This is a genomic window from Romboutsia sp. (genome assembly GCF_056995035.1).
The window spans coordinates 1-18,970 of the sequence record NZ_JBXKIW010000095.1 but is presented as its reverse complement, the minus strand read 5'-3'; the positions used below and the strand labels follow the sequence as shown (position 1 = coordinate 18,970).

The 18,970-nt window shown below is 28.7% G+C and carries 20 protein-coding genes and 2 tRNA genes; 21 read left to right on the top strand and 1 reads right to left on the bottom strand.

From position 1 onward, the window contains the following. The 3 genes from AC11VW_RS15060 to AC11VW_RS15050 form a co-directional block, all read left to right on the top strand. Positions 1–423, top strand: a 423-nt coding sequence (locus tag AC11VW_RS15060) for an ATP-binding cassette domain-containing protein (RefSeq protein ID WP_484302252.1), incomplete at its 5' end; no start/stop codon positions are given. A gap of 90 nt (positions 424–513) precedes the next feature. After that, a complete protein-coding gene (locus tag AC11VW_RS15055; protein WP_484302251.1) occupies positions 514–696 on the top strand; it encodes a hypothetical protein in 183 nt (60 codons plus the stop codon). 399 nt (positions 697–1,095) lie between these two features. Beyond that, on the top strand, positions 1,096–1,761 hold the full coding sequence (locus AC11VW_RS15050; RefSeq protein ID WP_484302250.1) for a transmembrane-type terpene cyclase: 666 nt from the start codon (positions 1,096–1,098) through the stop codon (positions 1,759–1,761). Between the two features lie 84 nt (positions 1,762–1,845). On the opposite strand, the gene AC11VW_RS15045 is transcribed toward AC11VW_RS15050, so the two are convergent. Continuing rightward, positions 1,846–1,931 (bottom strand) — tRNA-Leu (locus tag AC11VW_RS15045). Between the two features lie 157 nt (positions 1,932–2,088). On the opposite strand from AC11VW_RS15045, the gene polA reads away from it, so the two are divergent. The 18 genes from polA to AC11VW_RS14955 form a co-directional block, all read left to right on the top strand. Further along, a complete protein-coding gene (gene polA / locus AC11VW_RS15040) occupies positions 2,089–4,737 on the top strand; it encodes a DNA polymerase I (protein WP_484302249.1) in 2,649 nt (882 codons plus the stop codon). Between the two features lie 8 nt (positions 4,738–4,745). Further along, positions 4,746–5,348, top strand: coding sequence for a dephospho-CoA kinase (coaE, locus tag AC11VW_RS15035; RefSeq protein WP_484302248.1), 603 nt, complete (start codon positions 4,746–4,748; stop codon positions 5,346–5,348). Beyond that, positions 5,341–5,898, top strand: a complete 558-nt coding sequence (locus AC11VW_RS15030) for a lytic transglycosylase domain-containing protein (RefSeq protein WP_484302247.1) — start codon at positions 5,341–5,343, stop codon at positions 5,896–5,898. The genes coaE and AC11VW_RS15030 overlap by 8 nt, the downstream gene beginning before the upstream one ends. Further along, positions 5,898–7,559, top strand: coding sequence for an ABC transporter substrate-binding protein (locus tag AC11VW_RS15025; protein WP_484302246.1), 1,662 nt, complete (start codon positions 5,898–5,900; stop codon positions 7,557–7,559). Before AC11VW_RS15030 ends, AC11VW_RS15025 begins: the two co-directional genes overlap by 1 nt. Positions 7,560–7,655: 96 nt before the next feature. Beyond that, positions 7,656–7,742: transfer RNA gene (locus AC11VW_RS15020), tRNA-Leu, on the top strand. Between the two features lie 80 nt (positions 7,743–7,822). Beyond that, entirely contained in the window at positions 7,823–8,035 is a 213-nt protein-coding gene (locus AC11VW_RS15015; RefSeq protein ID WP_484302245.1) for a heavy-metal-associated domain-containing protein, read from the top strand. Between the two features lie 335 nt (positions 8,036–8,370). After that, positions 8,371–8,982: a hypothetical protein gene (locus AC11VW_RS15010; protein WP_484302244.1), complete on the top strand. Its 612-nt coding sequence runs from the start codon at positions 8,371–8,373 to the stop codon at positions 8,980–8,982. 146 nt (positions 8,983–9,128) lie between these two features. Further along, positions 9,129–9,815, top strand: a complete 687-nt coding sequence (locus AC11VW_RS15005; RefSeq protein ID WP_484302243.1) for an endonuclease/exonuclease/phosphatase family protein — start codon at positions 9,129–9,131, stop codon at positions 9,813–9,815. A 127-nt stretch (positions 9,816–9,942) separates the two neighbouring features. Next, the gene (locus AC11VW_RS15000; protein ID WP_484302242.1) at positions 9,943–10,902 is read left to right on the top strand and encodes a hypothetical protein; all 960 of its coding nucleotides are present in this window, start codon (positions 9,943–9,945) and stop codon (positions 10,900–10,902) included. A gap of 167 nt (positions 10,903–11,069) precedes the next feature. Continuing rightward, positions 11,070–12,407 carry an electron transport complex subunit RsxC gene (gene rsxC, locus AC11VW_RS14995; RefSeq protein WP_484302241.1) on the top strand — a complete coding sequence of 446 codons (1,338 nt, stop codon included), beginning with the start codon at positions 11,070–11,072 and terminating at the stop codon, positions 12,405–12,407. A gap of 21 nt (positions 12,408–12,428) precedes the next feature. Then, a complete protein-coding gene (locus AC11VW_RS14990) occupies positions 12,429–13,409 on the top strand; it encodes an RnfABCDGE type electron transport complex subunit D (RefSeq protein WP_484302240.1) in 981 nt (326 codons plus the stop codon). Continuing rightward, positions 13,409–13,975, top strand: a complete 567-nt coding sequence (locus AC11VW_RS14985) for an RnfABCDGE type electron transport complex subunit G (protein WP_484302239.1) — start codon at positions 13,409–13,411, stop codon at positions 13,973–13,975. The genes AC11VW_RS14990 and AC11VW_RS14985 overlap by 1 nt, the downstream gene beginning before the upstream one ends. 11 nt (positions 13,976–13,986) lie before the next feature. Continuing rightward, positions 13,987–14,580 (top strand): electron transport complex subunit RsxE, encoded by a 594-nt coding sequence (gene rsxE, locus AC11VW_RS14980; protein WP_484302238.1) that lies wholly within the window; start codon positions 13,987–13,989, stop codon positions 14,578–14,580. 14 nt (positions 14,581–14,594) lie between these two features. Further along, positions 14,595–15,170 (top strand): electron transport complex subunit RsxA, encoded by a 576-nt coding sequence (gene rsxA / locus AC11VW_RS14975; protein WP_484302237.1) that lies wholly within the window; start codon positions 14,595–14,597, stop codon positions 15,168–15,170. A gap of 17 nt (positions 15,171–15,187) precedes the next feature. Then, complete coding sequence (locus tag AC11VW_RS14970; RefSeq protein ID WP_484302236.1) at positions 15,188–16,159, top strand: RnfABCDGE type electron transport complex subunit B; 972 nt, start codon at positions 15,188–15,190, stop codon at positions 16,157–16,159. 430 nt (positions 16,160–16,589) lie between these two features. Beyond that, positions 16,590–17,174 (top strand): Maf family protein, encoded by a 585-nt coding sequence (locus AC11VW_RS14965; protein WP_484302235.1) that lies wholly within the window; start codon positions 16,590–16,592, stop codon positions 17,172–17,174. 44 nt (positions 17,175–17,218) lie between these two features. Beyond that, entirely contained in the window at positions 17,219–17,878 is a 660-nt protein-coding gene (radC, locus tag AC11VW_RS14960) for a RadC family protein (RefSeq protein WP_484302253.1), read from the top strand. Between the two features lie 27 nt (positions 17,879–17,905). Then, a partial coding sequence (locus AC11VW_RS14955; protein WP_484302234.1) for a rod shape-determining protein occupies positions 17,906–18,970 on the top strand: 1,065 nt, incomplete at its 3' end.

The following is an 18,970-nucleotide window of genomic DNA, read 5'->3' as shown; positions in this document are numbered from 1 at the left end:
GTTATAGGAAATCCAAATGCTACAGACAAAGAAGTTATAGAAGCTGCTAAAAAAGCTAGAATACACGATTTCATAATATCATTACCAAATGGATATGACACTTATATAGGAGAAAGAGGAGTTAAATTATCAGGTGGTCAAAAACAAAGAATATCTATATCTAGAATATTCCTTAAAAATCCTCCAATAATAATTCTTGATGAAGCAACATCAGCTCTCGATAACGTAACTGAAAGAGAAATACAAGAATCATTAGAAGAATTAAGTAAAGATAGAACAAATTTAATAGTAGCTCATAGATTAACAACAATAAAAAATGCAGATGAGATAATAGTATTAACAGATAAAGGTATAGAAGAAAGAGGCAATCATCAGCAATTAATACAAAAAAGTGGAGTATATAGCACACTTCATAAGAATTAAAAAAGACTTAATATAAAAAATATTATATTTAATATATTTTTGGATAAATTAATCTTAAATACAAAAGTATTTATAGGAGGATTAATTTCAATGGACAATAATAAGAATAGACTAAAAGATAGACCGAAGACTAAAGCAGAAATGAGAAAAATGTATTTTGAACATGGATCAGAGCTAGGAATAGAAGATGGATTACATGTTGGAGCTAGAGATAGTGGAACTAATAAAACTAAGACGGATAAGTTATATCATAAAGTTAAGAAAAAAGATTAAATAGATAATCAATAAAAAAGATGAGTGATTATACAATCACTCATCTTTTTTAGCATTTCAAATAATTATTGGTATCAGATGTGGGACTCGAACCCGCAATGAGATTTTTTTGGATATTTAATTATAAAGGATAGGTATTTAATATGGCAAGACCAACAGTAAGTGCGATGTTTTCAATACAAAAAATGTCTAATGAAGAACGTGAACGTAGAATAAAAATTGAAAAAAGTTGAGAGGTAAATCTGATAAACTAGATAAGCAAAGGAAGGTCTAGTTTATGGTGAACAATCTTCGTAAGAAAACGTGTTATAATTGTGGGAGAATAATAGTATATACAGGCAAATGAGTAATAGACATTAATAAAGAGGTAAATGAATACCCTTAATAGGGGGGGATTTTTTGAATATAGAACTTTACCTTAAAATACTATGTGGTGTTTTTTGGATTATAACTTATATGTTAATAATAGCTAAAAGTTTTAAAGATAAAACATATGGTATGCCATTTTTTGCTATTTATCTTAATTTAGCTTGGGAATTTACCTTTTGTTTTATATATCCACCTGAAAACTTTTTAGTAGCTCGTATTATATTTTTAATATGGTTAATTCTTGATTTGGTCATATTATGTATTTTTTTCAAATATGGATATAAGGAATTTAAATATAAAGATCTTATAGGCAAAAAATTCTTTTATACTTTATCTATAATATCTATAATATTTTCTACTATTTTCATGATATTATCAGTAAATGATTTTGCTTCATTATATCAAAATAGTATAGAACAAGCTTCTGGATTTATTGCCAATTTACAAAATCTACTTATGTCAATATTATTTGTATCAATGCTTTTGTATAGAGGTAACACTAAAGGCCAGTCTGTACTTATAGGTATATTCAAATGGGTTGGGACTTTAACTATTGCTATATTAAAGTTTAGTAAAGCTCTACCATCAACTACTACAGAACTTTTTATAATTGCATTAATTCAAATATTTGACATATTGTATATATACTTAATGTATAAAACTTTAAAAAATCCTTGTAAAATAATAAAATCCTAGGTAACTTCTAGGATTTTTATTTATCTTTTTTTGCAAAATAAAAGAGTTCCAATCAAAATGATTAGAACTCTTGCAAATACTCATTGGTGCCGGATGCGGGACTCGAACCCGCACGGTATTGCTACCAACGGATTTTGAGTCCGTCGCGTCTGCCATTCCACCAATCCGGCAAAAAAATTAACATATATACATTATACCAAATTAATTAAATATTTGCAATATATTTAGTATTAATATACTTTTAATATTGTGGTAATATTAAATAATAGAATATTGGTATATAATAACTATAAATAAAAAAATAGAGAAGTAGTAGGAGTGATGAATTTGGACAAAAGATTAATTATAATAGATGGAAACTCAATAATAAATAGAGCATTTTATGCATTGCCAGAGATGAACAATAAAGGAGGGTTAAAGACAAATGCCATTTATGGATTCACAACAATGTTATTTAAAATTATAGATACATATAAGCCTACTCATATAAGTGTTGCTTTTGATAGAAAAGCGCCTACCTTTAGACATTTAGAATTTGAAGAGTATAAAGCAGGAAGAAAGAAAATGCCTGATGAGTTAAGAGTTCAATTTGACCCATTAAAAGAATTACTAGATAAGTTTAATATAAATAGATTAGAAATTGATGGATACGAAGCTGATGATATAATAGGAACAGTTTCTAAATTGGGAGAAGAAAATGGATACAAAGTATACATAGTAACTGGAGATAAAGATGCCATCCAACTTGCATCACACAAAACAACTACTTTAATAACTAAAAAAGGTATCGTAGAAGTAGAAGAATATGATTTTGATTCAGTAATGGAAAGATATGAAATGACTCCAACACAGTTTATAGATTTAAAAGGCCTTATGGGAGATAAATCAGATAATATACCAGGGGTACCAGGTATCGGTGAAAAAACAGGTATAAAACTTATAAAAGAATATTCAAATATTGAGGGTATAATTGAGAATATAGAGAATTTAAAAGGAAGTATAAAAAATAAGATAGAAGAAAATAAAGACCTAGCTATAATGAGCAAAAGATTAGCCACGATAATAAGAGATGTTCCAATAGAATTTGATTTAGACAATTTAGAATACGGAGAGTTTAATAAAGAAAGTGTTGTAGAATTTTTTAGATATTTAGGATTTACAAGTTTAATTCCGAGAGTTATTGATTTAGATGGAGGTGAAGAAGTAAAAGAAGAACCAATACAATTAGAGGTACAAAAGCTAGAAAATATAGATAAATTTATAAAAGAAGTAAATGAAAATAATAAAATAATATTAAAGACAGTTAAAAGAGAAGGCAATATTTTAGAAAAAAATATAATGAATATGTTTGTAAGTATAGATGGAACAAATATATATTATTTATCAGAGAGCGAAATAAATAAATTAGAAGTTATACTCTCTAGTAACGAAATTAAAAAATTTGGATATAATCTAAAAGATGATTATATAGCCTTAAGACCATATGGAATAAAGTTAGAAAATATGAATTTTGATATAACTATAGCAGAATACTTGATAGATTCAACTTCATCTACATCTTATGAATGTAGCGCAATAGCAATGAAATATTTAACGAGAAAAGTAAGTTCAGGAGAAGAACTATTAGGCAAGGGTGTAAAAGCTAAAAAATATCAAGATTTAGAATTTGAAGAATTAAGTGAACACATATCTCAAGTAATAAATACTGTATATAATGTATTTCCTATGATGGAAGAACATTTAAATGAAATGAATATGGATGGTCTGTTTTATCATGTAGAGATGCCCCTAGTTGAAGTATTAGGAGAGATGGAATATGAGGGTATAAAAGTAGATAAAGAAAAATTACATGAGCTAGGGACTGAATTTAAAGAAGTAATAAAAAAAGTAGAGCAAGAAATATACGAAATGGCGGGAGAACAATTTAATATAAATTCTCCGAAACAACTAGGAGTAATATTATTTGAAAAATTAGAGTTACCTGTGATTAAAAAGACGAAGACTGGATATTCAACTAATGCAGATGTACTAGAAAAATTAAGGGATAAAAATCCTATAATAGATAAAATTACGGAGTATAGACAAATAGTTAAATTAAATTCGACTTATGTAGAAGGTTTATTAGGAATAATAAACCCAATAAGCAATAAAATACATTCATCATTTAATCAAACGATAACTACAACAGGAAGAATTTCTTCTACAGAGCCTAATCTTCAAAATATACCTATAAAGCTTGAAATGGGAAGAAATATAAGAAAAGTATTTATAGCAGATGAAGGCTTTAAGCTAGTAGATGCAGATTATTCACAAGTAGAACTTAGAGTGTTAGCTCAAATGAGTGAAGATGAAAATATGATAGAAGCATTTAAGCACAATGAAGATATTCATACAAAAACAGCATCTCAAGTATTTAATGTAAATATGGAAGATGTTACAGACGAACTAAGAAGTGCTGCAAAAGCAGTAAACTTTGGGATAGTATATGGTAAAAGTGATTTTGGATTAGCTGATGATCTTAATATATCAGTTAAGCAAGCTAAAGAATATATCGAAAGTTATTTTAATAAATATAATAAAATAAAAGAATACATGGACGAAACTATAGAAAAAGCTACACAAGATGGATATGTAACTACTATTTTTAATAGAAGAAGGTACATACCAGAAATAAAATCAAGTAATTTCATGGAAAGGAATCGTGGGAAAAGATTTGCTATGAACGCACCTATTCAAGGTAGTGCTGCAGATATAATAAAAATAGCAATGGTAAATGTTTATAAAAAGTTAGAAGAAAAAAATTTGAAATCTAAACTTATATTACAAGTGCACGATGAGCTGATTGTTGAAGCAATAGAGGAAGAAGTAGATATAGTGAAAGTAATAGTTAAAGAAGAAATGGAAAATGCAGTTGCTATGGATGTTCATTTAGATGTAGATTTAAATATAGGATATTCTTGGTATGAAGCAAAGTAGGTGGAATAGTGTTAATATTAGGTCTTACAGGAAACATAGGTTGTGGTAAAAGTAGCTTATCTGATATCTTTAAAGAAAGTGATTTTCAAATAATTGATGCAGATATAATAGCTAGACAAATATTTGAAGATAGAAACCTTTTACAAGAGGTATTTATCCATTTTGGAGAAGGTATAAGAAGTAGTGATGGAAATTTAGATAGAAAAGCCTTGGGAAGAATAGTTTTTAATGATGAGAATAAGCTTGTAGAATTAAATAATCTAACTCACCCTAAAATTAAAAGTAAAATATTACATAATATAGAAGAGGTTAAAAATAGTAATAAAAAAATTGTAGTTATAGATGCAGCACTATTAATAGAAGGTGGATACTTAGAAATAATAGATAAGTTAATAGTTGTAACTTGTGATAAAGATATACAGATAAAAAGGATACAAGATAGAGATAATTGTACAAAAGAAGAAGCTACAAGTAGAATAAATTCTCAAATGAGCCAGGAAGAAAAAAACAAATATGCAGATTATGTAATAAATAATTCGGGAACTTTTGAAGAATTAAAGATAAAAGCTAAGTATTTTATGATTTATATGAAGGAGAATTGGTGTGAATAAGAAAAAGATATTAATAATTCTATCCATTTTAATAATTTTATTTGTAGCGGTTTTAATTGAAAAAAAGACAATACATAAATTAATTTATCCTAAAAAATATTCTTACTATGTAGAAAAATATTCCGAAGAGTTTAATGTAGACGAAAATTTAGTATATAGTGTTATAAAAGCAGAAAGTAAGTTTAAAAAAGATGCAATATCTTACAAAGGTGCTAAGGGATTAATGCAGATAAGTGATATAACTAGAGACTGGGCAATAGAAGAGTTAGAATTAGACGAAATAGATATTTTAAATCCGGAAATAAATATAAAAATTGGGTGTTGGTATTTAAATAAACTCTATAAAGAGTTTGGAAGATTAGATTTAGTTATAGCGGCATATAATGGAGGTTCAGGAAATGTTAATAAATGGTTAGATGATAATAAGTATACTGATTATGGAAAAATATTACATACTATACCATTTAAAGAAACTTCAAATTATGTAGAAAAAGTAAAAAAGAATTATGAAAATTACAATAAGATATATAGCAAGAAAGGAACAAACTAATGAAAAGATTAAAGATTTTATCCATAATATTAGCAATATCGATTATGGTAATTGGATGTAGTGATAAAATAGAAAGTGGACAAAACAAAGATACAGATAAAAGTAGCATAAATTCAGAATATATAAATTTAACTATGGTGAAACCAACGACAATAAATCCAATATTAAATAAAGACAAATCTGTAGGATATATAACAAATATGATTTATGATGGTTTATTCACAATAGATGAAAATTATAATGTAGTACCACAACTAGTTCAAGAGTATGGTATATCTCAAGATGGTATGAGTATAGATATTAAACTAAAAAATGCAAAATGGCATGATGGATCTATAGTAACATCTAAAGATGTGAAATTTAGTGTAGATTTAATACAAAAAAACATAGATAGCCCATATAATGTATTAGCACAAAATATATCATCTGTATCTATAGCAAACAATAGTGAATTTACAATTAACTTTAAAGAAAAATATGCTTTCTCAGTAGATACATTAATATTTCCTATAGTACCGCAATCTAAACTAGGCTCAGTAGCAGGTAAAGATATAAATGATTATAAGAAAAATTTAATAGGAAGCGGTCCTTATAAAATAGAAAAATATGAAGAACGAGATGGAATGATATTGACTAGAAATGAAGATTACTATGATAAACTACCGAATACTATAAAAGACATAAAAGTAGGAATAGTACCTGATGAAGAAGCTCAAGTTTCTATGGTTATGGCATTAGATAGTGATATAACAGGTGTATCATTAAATGATTTAAGTAAATTTTATGAAAAAGAATTTAATATTACAAAATATGAAGGAAGAGATTATGAAAATTTAATTTTTAATTATAATAATCCATTATTAAGAGATGTTAATTTTAGAAAATCAATAGCACATGCTATAAATAGAGAAAAAATAGTAGAAGAAGGATATATGGGGGATGCTAAATTGATAAACTTCCCTCTTAATTCAAATTCGAAGTATTACAATAAGGATATAAAATTTGTAGATTATAATAAAGACAAAGCAAAGGAATATCTTAATAAAGTTAACCCAATAAAAGGTGAACAGATACAAAATTCAGGAGATACTACTAATAATGAACAAAAGGATAATCAATTAAATTCATCTAAAAATTTAAATATAAAAACAGATAAAAGTTCAACAGGTAAAGAAATTAATAAAGAGAATATTTCTAAATTAAATTTAAAAATTATTGTGAATAAAAACAACACAGAAAGGGTTAAATCAGCTAATATAATAGGTGAAAATCTAAAAGCGATAGGTATTAAATCTACAGTTGAAGAGTTAGAAGATAAAGATTTACAAGATGCTATAAATTCTAAAAATTACGATTTAGCTTTAGTTGGATGGGAACTATCTATTGTACCAGATACTAGAAATATAATTGAAAATTCAGGGTATAGTGATGAAAAATTAAGTAATTATATGGACTCTTTATCAAATGCAACTACACAGTCACAGATAGAAGATATATATAAATCAATACAAAAATATATAAATGCTAATGTAATATTTATTAGCTTAGCAATTAGAGATGATTATATAGTTACTAATAGAAGGATACAAGGTGAAAGAGCCCCAAATGATTTTGATATATATGAAGGAATAATAAATTTAACTATGAAAGATAAACAATAAATACAATATAAGTTAAATTTATATATTGAAATATTTATTAATAAAATTGTTGACTTGCAAATTTAAAACGCATATCCTTTATATTATAAAGTATATGTGGGAATGGCGGAATCGGCAGACGCACTATCTTGAGGGGGTAGCGAGTATATACTCGTGCGGGTTCAAGTCCCGCTTTCCGCACCAAATTATAAAAATACATAATACACTTACTAATTAAAATATGTTATAATACCTGCATAGGGTATATAAGGAGGTATATGTATATGCAAAAAAAATTACTGATAGATGGTATGAGCTGTGGACATTGTGTAAACCATCTAAAAACAGCGCTTACAGAAGATATAAAAGGTGTACAAGTAATAGACGTTAATTTAGATGGAAAATATGCAATAGTTGAAATGGAAGATATGGTTACTAAAGAGGAACTAAGTTTAGTAATAGAAGAGTTAGGATTTGAATTAAAAGGAATTGAATAATTATAAAAATAAGAACTAGCAAAATTGCTAGTTCTTATTTTTATAATTATTTAAGGGTATAAAAAAAGACTTCTATTGGGGGAAAATAATAGAAGTCTAAAATGGGGGAGATTGAGTATGTTTGATTTTACTTTAATAGTATGTCCATACTCAAATTATATATACGCATAAATATACAACTAATAATAAATCATATATATCGAAAAGAAATATAGTTTTAAATAGGAAAAGTATATTCGGCGTATATATAATTATATTATGAAATTTGGCCAAGGAGGTAACTCACATTTTTTTTAAAGTTTGAATATAATATAAATAAGTAAGGGGGGAGTATCATGGATGAAAGAGGATATAAAGAAAATTTAAGAAGAATGATACTTGATATGGCCCAAAAAGAACTTGATAGTAATGTATCCAAAAAAGGAGTACAGAAGTACTTTGAGGGAAATGTTGATAAAATAATAAGTGAAAATATTAAAAAAGTAACTCAGGGTATAGGCGTAAATAAAAACTATTTGAGGGTTTTAAAAAAGGGTGCATATCAAGAAAGTATTTCTTCAGTTGCAAAAACTATAAAATCTGAGGAAATATTTAAATCTAAAAATGAATTAGTAAAGTTTGCAAGATATTTAGGTATAAATGTAAATATGAAAAACTCATACAATCAAATGCTAAGAAAAGTGTCTACTCATATATATTCCAATAGAAATGAATATTCTAAAAAGTATTTTTCATATAAAAGAGGAGAAAATGAGTATATACTAGAACCAGAAAAAATAAAATCAGATTTAATAGAAAGTTATAAATCAAAAGCAAGAAATGATATGAGATCTATAGCAAAATTACTAGATATAAAGATAACAGATGAAGATGGAGCAGAAGATATAAGAAGAAAAGTAATAAATTATATTATGAAGGAGAAAATTTCTAAAAAACAAATAGAATAATGTAGAATTGAAGGCGCTTATAAAGCGTCTTTAATTTTGAAAATAGCATATAATATAAAAGAAATCAAATGAGGAGTTGATGACGTATACGCATAAAAAAATTATGTTTAATAATCTTATTAATTATCACAAGCTTTGTTTTTGAAATGAGTTGTTTTCCACCTAAAAAAGAAATAAAGATTGTTAGTTATAATATTCATAGTGGATTAAATAAAGACATGTTTCCTACTCTCTTTGACATAATTGATTTCTTAAGAATTTCAAATGCAGATGTAATATGTCTTCAAGAAGTTAATGAATCTGCTAATGCAGGTTTTCAGGTAAGCAGTTTCAAAGACGAACTAAAAATGCACTCCCATTTTGCTGCTAATGTGGTAGGTTTAGGACTAAACTATGGACTAGTAACATATTCAAAATACCCTATAAAAAGTGAAAATCATATTTATTTAACTAGTGAAAGAGAGCAAAGAGGTATGTTACATACGGTAGTTAGTGTCAAAGGTAGAAAATTAAATATCATAAATGTACATTTGGGTCTTGGAGAAGAAGAAAGAGAAATGCAACTTAATCAACTGGTAGATTTTATAAATAAGTTAGGTAATGATCCATATATAGTAGTTGGAGATTTTAACCAAGGTAGTATGTCTTTAGATGAGAAAATATTAAAAGATGTAGCAAAGGAATTAGATAAAGCAAATATATTAACTTTTGCTACTGGGCTAGATAGAATAGATTATATACTTGTATCACCTAAAATAGAAATTTTAGATTATGAAGTTTTAATAAAAAATATGTCTGATCATTATCCAATAATAGCGAAGATAAAAATATAAGGCTATGCTTAAGATATTAAATATAATAGGTGTAGTTTTTTTATTTTAAAAAAATATGATAAATAATCATAAATTAATAATTATAAAAATATATATTATTAATAATACTTTTAGGGGGGACAAACTAATGAATAAGAGAAAGACAATTTACAGGGGATTTAATAAAAGACGTAAGACAAATATAATAAAAATAATTTCAATTATAGCAAGCTTATGTTTGATCGGTGGATATGGATATATAAAAGTTAAAGATAGTAATATTATAGGAAGTTTATCTGAAAAAATATTATCTTTAAAATTGGACAATTTTTTTCCGAAAAAAGATAAATTTTTAAGTTATGAGGATTATGGATTACAAAAAGAGGAAATAAATGAAGATGCAGAAGAGAAAAAAAAATCTGAAAAAGTGGAAAAAGAAGTTGAAGATAAAGTTATAAATGAAGAGAGTAATGAAGTTGTTAAAGTAGCAAAAACAGATGGATGGAATATTTATACTATTCAGGTAGCTTCCGTTAAAGACGATAAAGATATGGATAAGATAGAAGCACAATTAGTAGAAAATAAAATACCTTCTTCAGTGATAGAAATAGATGGAGCTAGAAAAGTTCAAACCTATGCATCTTTTAATAAAGATGTGACTAGAACTCATATAGAACAAATAAAAACTGTATTTCCAGATGCATTTATATCACAAATGGAAGCTCCTGTATTATCATTAGAATATACTAGTAAATATTCTTATATAGCAAATATATCGGATGAATTAAATAACTTAATAAAAAACTTTGAAGAAGAATCTAAATTTTGGTCTAAAAATAAAGAAAATATAGACTTAAAAGAATATAATACTCTTTTAACAAATAGAAAACAAATAATATCAGATATACAAAAAGAAGCTGAGAAAATTGATTATTCTAAGATGAATGTGTTTAAAAATAATTTAATAAAGTACACAAAAGATGTAAATGAAAAAATTGATATGGCATCAAAATCTGCAAATGAGAAAAATTATAATATGAGTGAAAGTTTATATTTATCTTCAATGCAAGGATATTTTTCATTTATCAATTCTATAGGGGGAGCATAAAAAGGTTGTTTTATAACAACCTTTTTTTATTTAAAAAACTGAAAAGTATAAAAATACGTTAAATTCAGATATTTTTTTAACAATTGTTAAGTTTTTAAAGTAAATATAGTATACTTATATTAAAGTGTAAGTAAGTGGTTTGAATTTATATAGAAAGGGGTAAAAAAATGAAACTCTTAACCTTTAAGGGAGGTATACATCCTCAGTATAGAAAGGAGTATTCTAATCAAAAATCTATTGAAAAAGCAGAAAGTCCTAAGGTAGTATATATACCTATTCAACAACATATTGGAGCGCCATCAAAGCCGATTGTTGAAGTAGGTGATTTGGTTAAAGTAGGACAAAAAATAGGTGAACAACAAGGATTTGTTTCTTGTAATGTACATTCATCAGTATCAGGGAAAGTAATAGCAATAAAAGAATATGAAGTTCCTGGAGGAACGGGGGTATGTATTTCAATAGAAAACGATTTCTTAGAAGAAAAACACGAAAGTGTTAAGCCAAAAGGCGAATTAGAGAGTTTGAGCAAAGAAGATATAGTCGGGATAATAAAAGAAGCAGGAATAGTTGGTATGGGAGGAGCGACATTCCCAACGCATGTAAAGTTATCACCACCACCAGATAAAAAAATAGATGTCGTTATATTAAATGGTGCAGAGTGTGAACCCTATTTAACAGCTGACCATAGATTAATGCTTGAAAATCCAGAAGATGTTGTATTTGGATTAAAAGTCTTCATGAAAGCATTAGATGTATCTAAAGGATATATAGGTATAGAAGTTAACAAGCCAGATGCACTAGAAGCAATAAAAAAAGCAGCTGAAACTTATCCTGATATAGAAGTAGTGAGTCTTGAAATTAAGTATCCACAAGGTGCAGAAAAACAGCTTATCTATGCATGTACAGGTAAAGAGGTACCATCAGGTGGACTACCTATGGATGCAGGTGCAGTAGTAAACAATGTTGGAACAGCTGCTCAAGTAGCAAAGACTATAAAAACAGGGATGCCATTAGTTGAAAGAATTACTACTGTAACAGGTAGTTGTATAAAAGAGCCTAAAAATTTAATAACAAAAGTAGGAACTCTAGTATCTGAAATTATAGAACAGTGTGGCGGGTTCAAAGAGGATAAAAAAGTTGGTAAAGTTATAATGGGTGGGCCTATGATGGGAATAGCACAGTATACAATAGACATACCTACTAATAAAGGTACATCAGGCATATTGTGCTTAGATGAAGAAGAGTCTCGTACTCCAAAACCACAAAATTGTTTAAGATGTGGTAAGTGTTTAAGTGTATGTCCTGCATTTTTACAACCATTGTATATAAGTGCATATTCTTTAAAAAATGACTTTGAAAGTGCCGAAAATCATAGGGCATTAGACTGTATAGAGTGTGGGTCTTGCTCATTTGTATGTCCAGCAAGAAGACCATTACTTCAATCAATTAGAAATTCAAAAAGAGAAATAATAGCAAATAAAAGAAAACAATCAGCTAATAAATAAGGAGAGTTAGGAGGGATAAGAATGGGTAGTAAATTGATAGCATCATCTTCTCCTCATGTGAGAAGTAATGAAGATACATCTTATATAATGAAGCAAGTTATAATAGCGCTTCTTCCGGCTACATTAGGAGCATTGTACTTTTTTAGATTAAGCGCATTAAATGTAATATTCTTTTGTATACTTGGGGCAGTAGGTTCTGAATTTTTATATCAAAAAATAACAAAACAAGAAAGTACAATAGGTGATTTTTCGGCAGTAGTAACTGGATTACTATTAGCATTCAATGTTCCAGCATCACTTCCATGGTGGATGTGTATACTGGGTTCAGTGTTTGCGATAATAGTAGTGAAAATGGTTTTTGGAGGAATTGGTAATAATTTTGTTAACCCAGCTCTTGCAGCAAGAGCATTTTTATTAGCATCTTTCCCAGTTGCAATGACAGCTTGGACTAAAACTGGAGTTAACTGGGTAAGTTCTGGAAATATAGATGCATATACAACAGCAACTCCATTAAGTTTTTTAAAGAATGGAGTAGAAGGTATATCGGGTCTTGCTAGTAACGGAATAAGTCTTACAGATATGATGATAGGGAATATTGGAGGATGCATAGGTGAAACATCAGCTATATTAATTTTAATTGGTGGACTTTATCTAATGTATAAAGGGATAATTAACTATGTAATACCAGTATTTTATATAGGTACAGTGTTTATATTATCATTTATACTTGGTGGATTTAACTTTAATTTTGCTATATATCAATTAGTAGCAGGAGGGCTTATGATAGGAGCATTCTTTATGTTAACTGATTATACAACATCTCCTATGACTACAAAAGGTCAAATTATATATGCAATATTAGCAGGGATAATAGCAACAGTTATAAGATTATATGGAGGATATCCAGAAGGAGTATCATACTCAATCTTATTAGTTAATGTTATGACGCCACTTATAGATAAATATGTGAAAAATAGAGTCTTTGGGGAGGTGGCTAAGTAATGAAGAATATGGCAAAATTAGGTGCGGTTTTATTTGCTATATGTGCAGTAGCAGCCTTAGCACTAGGGCTTACAAATCAAATAACAGCTCCCATAATAAAAGAAAGAAATATACAAGCTAATAATGAATCAAGACAAGTTGTATTGCCAGAAGCGAAAGAATTTAAACAACTTGAAAATATTGATTTAGAAGGAATGGATGGTTTAGTAGCTGAAGTTTATGAAGGTACAAATGGACCAGAATTAGTAGGATATACTATGAAAACACTTCCAAAAGGATATGGAGGTAAAATAGAACTTATAGTAGGTGTATCAAAGGATGGGGTTATAACAGGAATTAACATAGGAAGTATGACTGAAACTCCGGGGCTTGGAACTAAAGCAGCAGAACCTAAATTCAAGGATCAGTTTAATCAAAAACCAACTAAAGAACTTAAAGTAATTAAAGGAAAAGCATCAGGAGAAGATCAAATAGAAGCAATATCAGGGGCAACTATTACATCAGCAGCTGTTACCAAAGGAGTAAACGCAGCAATAGAAGTATTTAATAGTAACCTTAGTAAATAGGAGGGTAGATTATGAAATTAGCTAAAATATTTAAAAATGGGCTAATAGATGAAAATCCAACATTCGTACAGATTATAGGGATGTGCCCGACTTTAGCTGTTACAACTTCAGCGGTTAATGGTCTTGGAATGGGTCTTTCAACTACGGCAGTTTTACTTTGTTCTAACGTAGCTATATCGTTATTGAGAAAAATAATACCAGATAAAATAAGAATACCTGCATTTGTAGTTGTTATAGCTACATTTGTTACTATAGTAGGAATGCTTTTAAAAGCGTACCTACCATCGCTTGATGCGGCTCTTGGATTGTTCATACCGTTAATAGTTGTTAACTGCATAATATTAGCACGTGCTGAAAGTTTTGCATCTAAAAATAGTCCAGTAGAATCGGCAGTAGATGGTTTAGGTATGGGGCTTGGATTTAGTATGGCACTTACAATATTAGGTGCAATAAGAGAATTACTTGGAAATGGTAGTTTATTTGGATTAAGTTTATTTGGATCATCATTTGAGCCAATGTTATTATTTATATTACCTCCAGGCGCGTTTTTAACATTAGGATTTCTTTTAGCAGGATTTAATAAGTTAACAAGTAAGAAAGCATAAGGAGGGTGAAGTAATTGAATTTAGTACTTTTATTTTTAAGTGTTGTTCTTGTTAACAACGTTATAACATCTCAATTCTTAGGGATATGTCCCTTTTTAGGAGTTTCTAAAAAGGTTGATACAGCTGTAGGTATGGGAGTAGCAGTTACATTTGTTTTAACATTAGCTTCTGTAATTACGTACTTTATACAAAAGCTATTAGTTGCAACGGGGAATGAATTTTTACAAACTATAGCATTTATATTAGTTATAGCATCTATAGTTCAGTTCGTTGAAATGGTAATACAAAAAATGAGTCCATCTTTATATCAAGCGCTAGGAGTTTTCTTACCTCTTATAACTACAAACTGTGCTGTACTAGGAATAGCACTAGTTAATGTAAATAATGGATATAATTTATTAGAAACGCTAGTTAATGGATTTGGAGCAGGTATAGGATTTACGTTAGCGATAGTATTATTTGCAGGGATAAGAGAAAGATTAGAATTAGCGGATATACCAGAAGCTTTCAAAGGATTCCCTATAACGCTTATATCAGCAAGTTTAATGTCAATAGCATTCTTAGGATTTGCTGGACTTATAAAACTATAAAATAGGGGGTGAAAATAATGTCTATACTTAATTCAGTTTTAGTTTTAGGAGCTTTAGGGTTTATATTTGGTGCAGTTCTTGCATATGCATCTAAGAAATTTGCAGTGGAAGTAGATGAGAGAGTAGAAAAAATACTTCAAGTACTTCCAGGTGCAAACTGTGGTGGATGCGGATTCCCAGGATGTGGTGGTCTTGCAAATGCTATAGTAGAAGGAAATGCTCCTATAAATGCATGTCCAGTTGGAGGATCAGATTGTGCAGACCAAATAGGTGAAGTAATGGGGATTAGAGCAGAAGAAGGCGAAAAAAAAGTAGCTAAAATAATATGTAAAGGAAATTGTTTAAGCGCTAAAAATAAATATGAGTATGAAGGAATACATGATTGTAGATCAGCAAATACTTTAAATTCAGGGGCTAAATCTTGTAAATATGGATGTTTGGGTCTAGGAACTTGTAAAGATTATTGTAAGTTTGGAGCTATTTCTATAATTGATGGATTAGCTATAATAGATGAAGAAAAGTGTGTAATGTGTGGAAAATGTATAGAAGTTTGTCCAAAGGGAATAATATCTCAAAAACCAGCTAAGCAAGAGGTAGTTGTAGAGTGTAACAGTAAAGACTTTGGCAAAACAGTAAAAGAAAAATGTAGTGTAGGATGCATCGGCTGTGGATTATGCGCTAAGGCTTGTCAATTTGAAGCTATAGAATTTGAAAATAAAATAGCGAGAATAAATTATGACAAGTGTGTAGAATGTATGGCGTGTGTTGAAAAGTGTCCAACAAAAGTTATAAAAGGTAACTTAGATAATAGAAAAAAAGTTACTATAGATGAAGAAATGTGTATAGGATGTACAATTTGCAAAAAACAATGTAAGTTTGAAGCTATAGAAGGTGAATTGAAAGAAAAACATAAAATAGATTTAAATAAATGTGTAGGATGTCATTTATGTTTGCAAAAATGTCCTAAAAAGGCTATTAAAACTATATAATATGGATAAGATAAAGGTATGGGTTTCCATACCTTTTATTTTATTTTGAAATAATTAATAGTAAGTATCAAATTAATCAATATATAGAATAAAAATATGCCGAAAATTAAAGTTGATTTTATATTTAAAAATTTGTACTAAGGTAAGTAAATAAGATATTCAAAACTATATATATTTTAATAACTAATTTACATTGACTAAATTAATTGAATGAAACCAAAGTGTTCAATTTTCAAAGTCGCGATATAGTGAAAGTGCGAAAACTTAATTAGAACATATATATCATAAAAATCGAAATGATATTTAACAACTATAAATATAGAGATATAACAATAGTGTAATAAAATCATTCGACATTTGTGTTGAATTTTATACAATATAATGATAGACTAAATAAGTACAAATTCTAAGGACCAGATGAGGTGAAAGAATGAATATAATCTTAGCATCAGCATCTCCTAGAAGAAAAGAAATTTTAGAAAATGCAAATGTTAAATTTGATGTAGTAAAAAGCACAATAGATGAGGTTATATTAGACCAGGAATTGCCATATCAAGTGGTAATGAGACTTGCATTTGAAAAGTGCATGGATATAGCATCTAAAAATGAAAATGATTTGGTTATAGGAGCAGATACTATTGTTGTTTTAGACAACATTATTCTAGGTAAACCAAAAGACAAAGAGGATGCTACTTCGATGATTAAGAAATTATCAGGAAAAACACATCAAGTTATAACTGGTATTAGCTTAGTAAATTTAAATGTAAATAAAAAAGTAATAGATTATGTAGTTAGTAATGTTAAATTCAAAGATTTATCTGAAGAGGACATAAAAGATTATATACAAACTAATGAATCGTTAGATAAGGCAGGAGCATATGGAATACAGGGATATGGAGCTATATTAGTTGAAGAAATACAAGGTGATTACTTCAATATAGTAGGACTGCCTATATCAAGACTAAGTGATTTATTAAAAAAACATTTTAGTATAAATCTTTTTTATGGAGGGTGATCTAGCTGAACGATTCTTTTAATGTAGAGATGACAATAAAGGAAATGGCATTAGAAGAAAGACCAAGAGAGAAGATGCTTGCTAAGGGGGAAAAGAGTTTATCTAATGATGAGTTATTAGCTATTCTTCTTAGAACTGGCACTAAACGTAAAAATGCTATTCAATTAGCTAATTATATTATAAACAAGGACATACAAGGATTAAGACGTCTACAAGATATGACTATAGAAGAGCTATGTGAAATAGATGGAGTAGGACTATCTAAAGCAACTCAGATAAAAGCAGCCTTAGAACTAGGGATTAGAGTTGCAAGTATTAAGCCTAATAAATATAAGGTTAAAAACCCTTGGGACATATATAAATATTATATGGACAGCTTAAGGTATCAAAAACAAGAGATTTTTAAGGTAGTTCTTTTAAATACAAAAAATGAAATTATATCGGATATAGATGTATTTAAAGGAACTTTAAATTCATCATTAGTCCATCCGAGAGAAGTTTTCAGAGAAGCAATAAAAAGAAGTACAAATAAAATAATTTTAATGCACAATCATCCATCGGGAACAATAGAACCATCAAAAGAAGATAAAAATGTTACTTCAAGACTTATTAAATGTGGAGAATTAATAGGAATAGAAGTTATTGATCATATAATCATAGGTGATGGATTATATTTTAGTTTTAAGGAAAATATGATAATTTGAATTGGTAGAGCAGGAAGGAGTAGCAATATGGCTAAAGAAAAGAAAGACAAAAAAGAAAAAAGAGGACTTATGTCTATGTTTGGATTTAATAGAATGACAAAAGATATGGGGATAGACTTAGGAACTGCAAACACATTAGTATATATAAAAGGACAAGGAATAGTAGTAAGAGAACCATCTGTTGTTGCTATAAGAGATGACAGCAAGGAAGTTTTAGCAGTAGGTGAAGAAGCTAAGAGAATGATAGGTAGAACACCTGGAAATATAGTAGCTATAAGACCTATGAAAGATGGAGTTATAGCTGATTTTGATGTTACTCAATCTATGCTGAGTTACTTTATACAAAAAGCAGCAGCTAAAAAAGGAGTTGTGAGCCCTAGAATAGCTATATGTGTGCCTTATGGTGTTACAGAAGTAGAAAAGAGAGCAATAGAAGAAGCTGCTAGACAAGCTGGAGCGAGAGATGCATATCTTATAGAAGAACCAATGGCTGCAGCTATAGGAGCGGGTTTAAGAGTTGAAGAGCCAGAAGGAAATATGGTAGTAGATATAGGTGGAGGTACTACAGAAATAGCTGTAATATCTTTAGGAGGTATAGTAACTGCTAAGTCAATAAGACTAGGTGGAGATGAGTTTGATGAATCTATAGTAAGTTATGTAAAAAAAGAATATAACTTAATGATAGGTGAAAGAACTGCTGAAGACGTTAAAATAAGTATAGGATCAACATTCAAAGATGATCAAGAGACTAATATGCAAATAAGAGGGCGAGACTTAATATCTGGATTACCTAAGACAGTAGAAATAGGATCGGCAGAAGTTAGAGATGCTTTAAAAGAACCGATAAACTCAATAATAGATGCAATAAAGTCAACTTTAGAAAAAACACCACCAGAATTAGCATCAGATATAATGGAAAATGGAATAATGTTAACTGGAGGGGGAGCATTACTTAGAGGGCTTGATAAATTAGTTAAGCAAGAAACAGGAATGCCAGTACAAATAGCTGAAAATCCACTAGATTGTGTTGCCTTAGGAACAGGAAAATCAGTAGAAGATCAAGAAATATTTGAAAAAGTATTAATGATGAAT

Excerpts from the sequence above, each read along its gene's own strand:
- rsxE (WP_484302238.1), top strand. The coding sequence starts at position 13,987 with ATGAAATTAGCTAAAATATTTAAAAATGGGCTAATAGATGAAAATCCA.
- AC11VW_RS15000 (WP_484302242.1), top strand. The coding sequence starts at position 9,943 with ATGAATAAGAGAAAGACAATTTACAGGGGATTTAATAAAAGACGTAAG.
- AC11VW_RS14965 (WP_484302235.1), top strand. The coding sequence starts at position 16,590 with ATGAATATAATCTTAGCATCAGCATCTCCTAGAAGAAAAGAAATTTTA.
- AC11VW_RS15015 (WP_484302245.1), top strand. The coding sequence starts at position 7,823 with ATGCAAAAAAAATTACTGATAGATGGTATGAGCTGTGGACATTGTGTA.
- AC11VW_RS15025 (WP_484302246.1), top strand. The coding sequence starts at position 5,898 with ATGAAAAGATTAAAGATTTTATCCATAATATTAGCAATATCGATTATG.
- rsxC (WP_484302241.1), top strand. The coding sequence starts at position 11,070 with ATGAAACTCTTAACCTTTAAGGGAGGTATACATCCTCAGTATAGAAAG.
- AC11VW_RS14970 (WP_484302236.1), top strand. The coding sequence starts at position 15,188 with ATGTCTATACTTAATTCAGTTTTAGTTTTAGGAGCTTTAGGGTTTATA.
- AC11VW_RS14985 (WP_484302239.1), top strand. The coding sequence starts at position 13,409 with ATGAAGAATATGGCAAAATTAGGTGCGGTTTTATTTGCTATATGTGCA.
- AC11VW_RS15005 (WP_484302243.1), top strand. The coding sequence starts at position 9,129 with ATGAGTTGTTTTCCACCTAAAAAAGAAATAAAGATTGTTAGTTATAAT.
- AC11VW_RS15055 (WP_484302251.1), top strand. The coding sequence starts at position 514 with ATGGACAATAATAAGAATAGACTAAAAGATAGACCGAAGACTAAAGCA.
- AC11VW_RS14990 (WP_484302240.1), top strand. The coding sequence starts at position 12,429 with ATGGGTAGTAAATTGATAGCATCATCTTCTCCTCATGTGAGAAGTAAT.
- AC11VW_RS15010 (WP_484302244.1), top strand. The coding sequence starts at position 8,371 with ATGGATGAAAGAGGATATAAAGAAAATTTAAGAAGAATGATACTTGAT.
- radC (WP_484302253.1), top strand. The coding sequence starts at position 17,219 with ATGGCATTAGAAGAAAGACCAAGAGAGAAGATGCTTGCTAAGGGGGAA.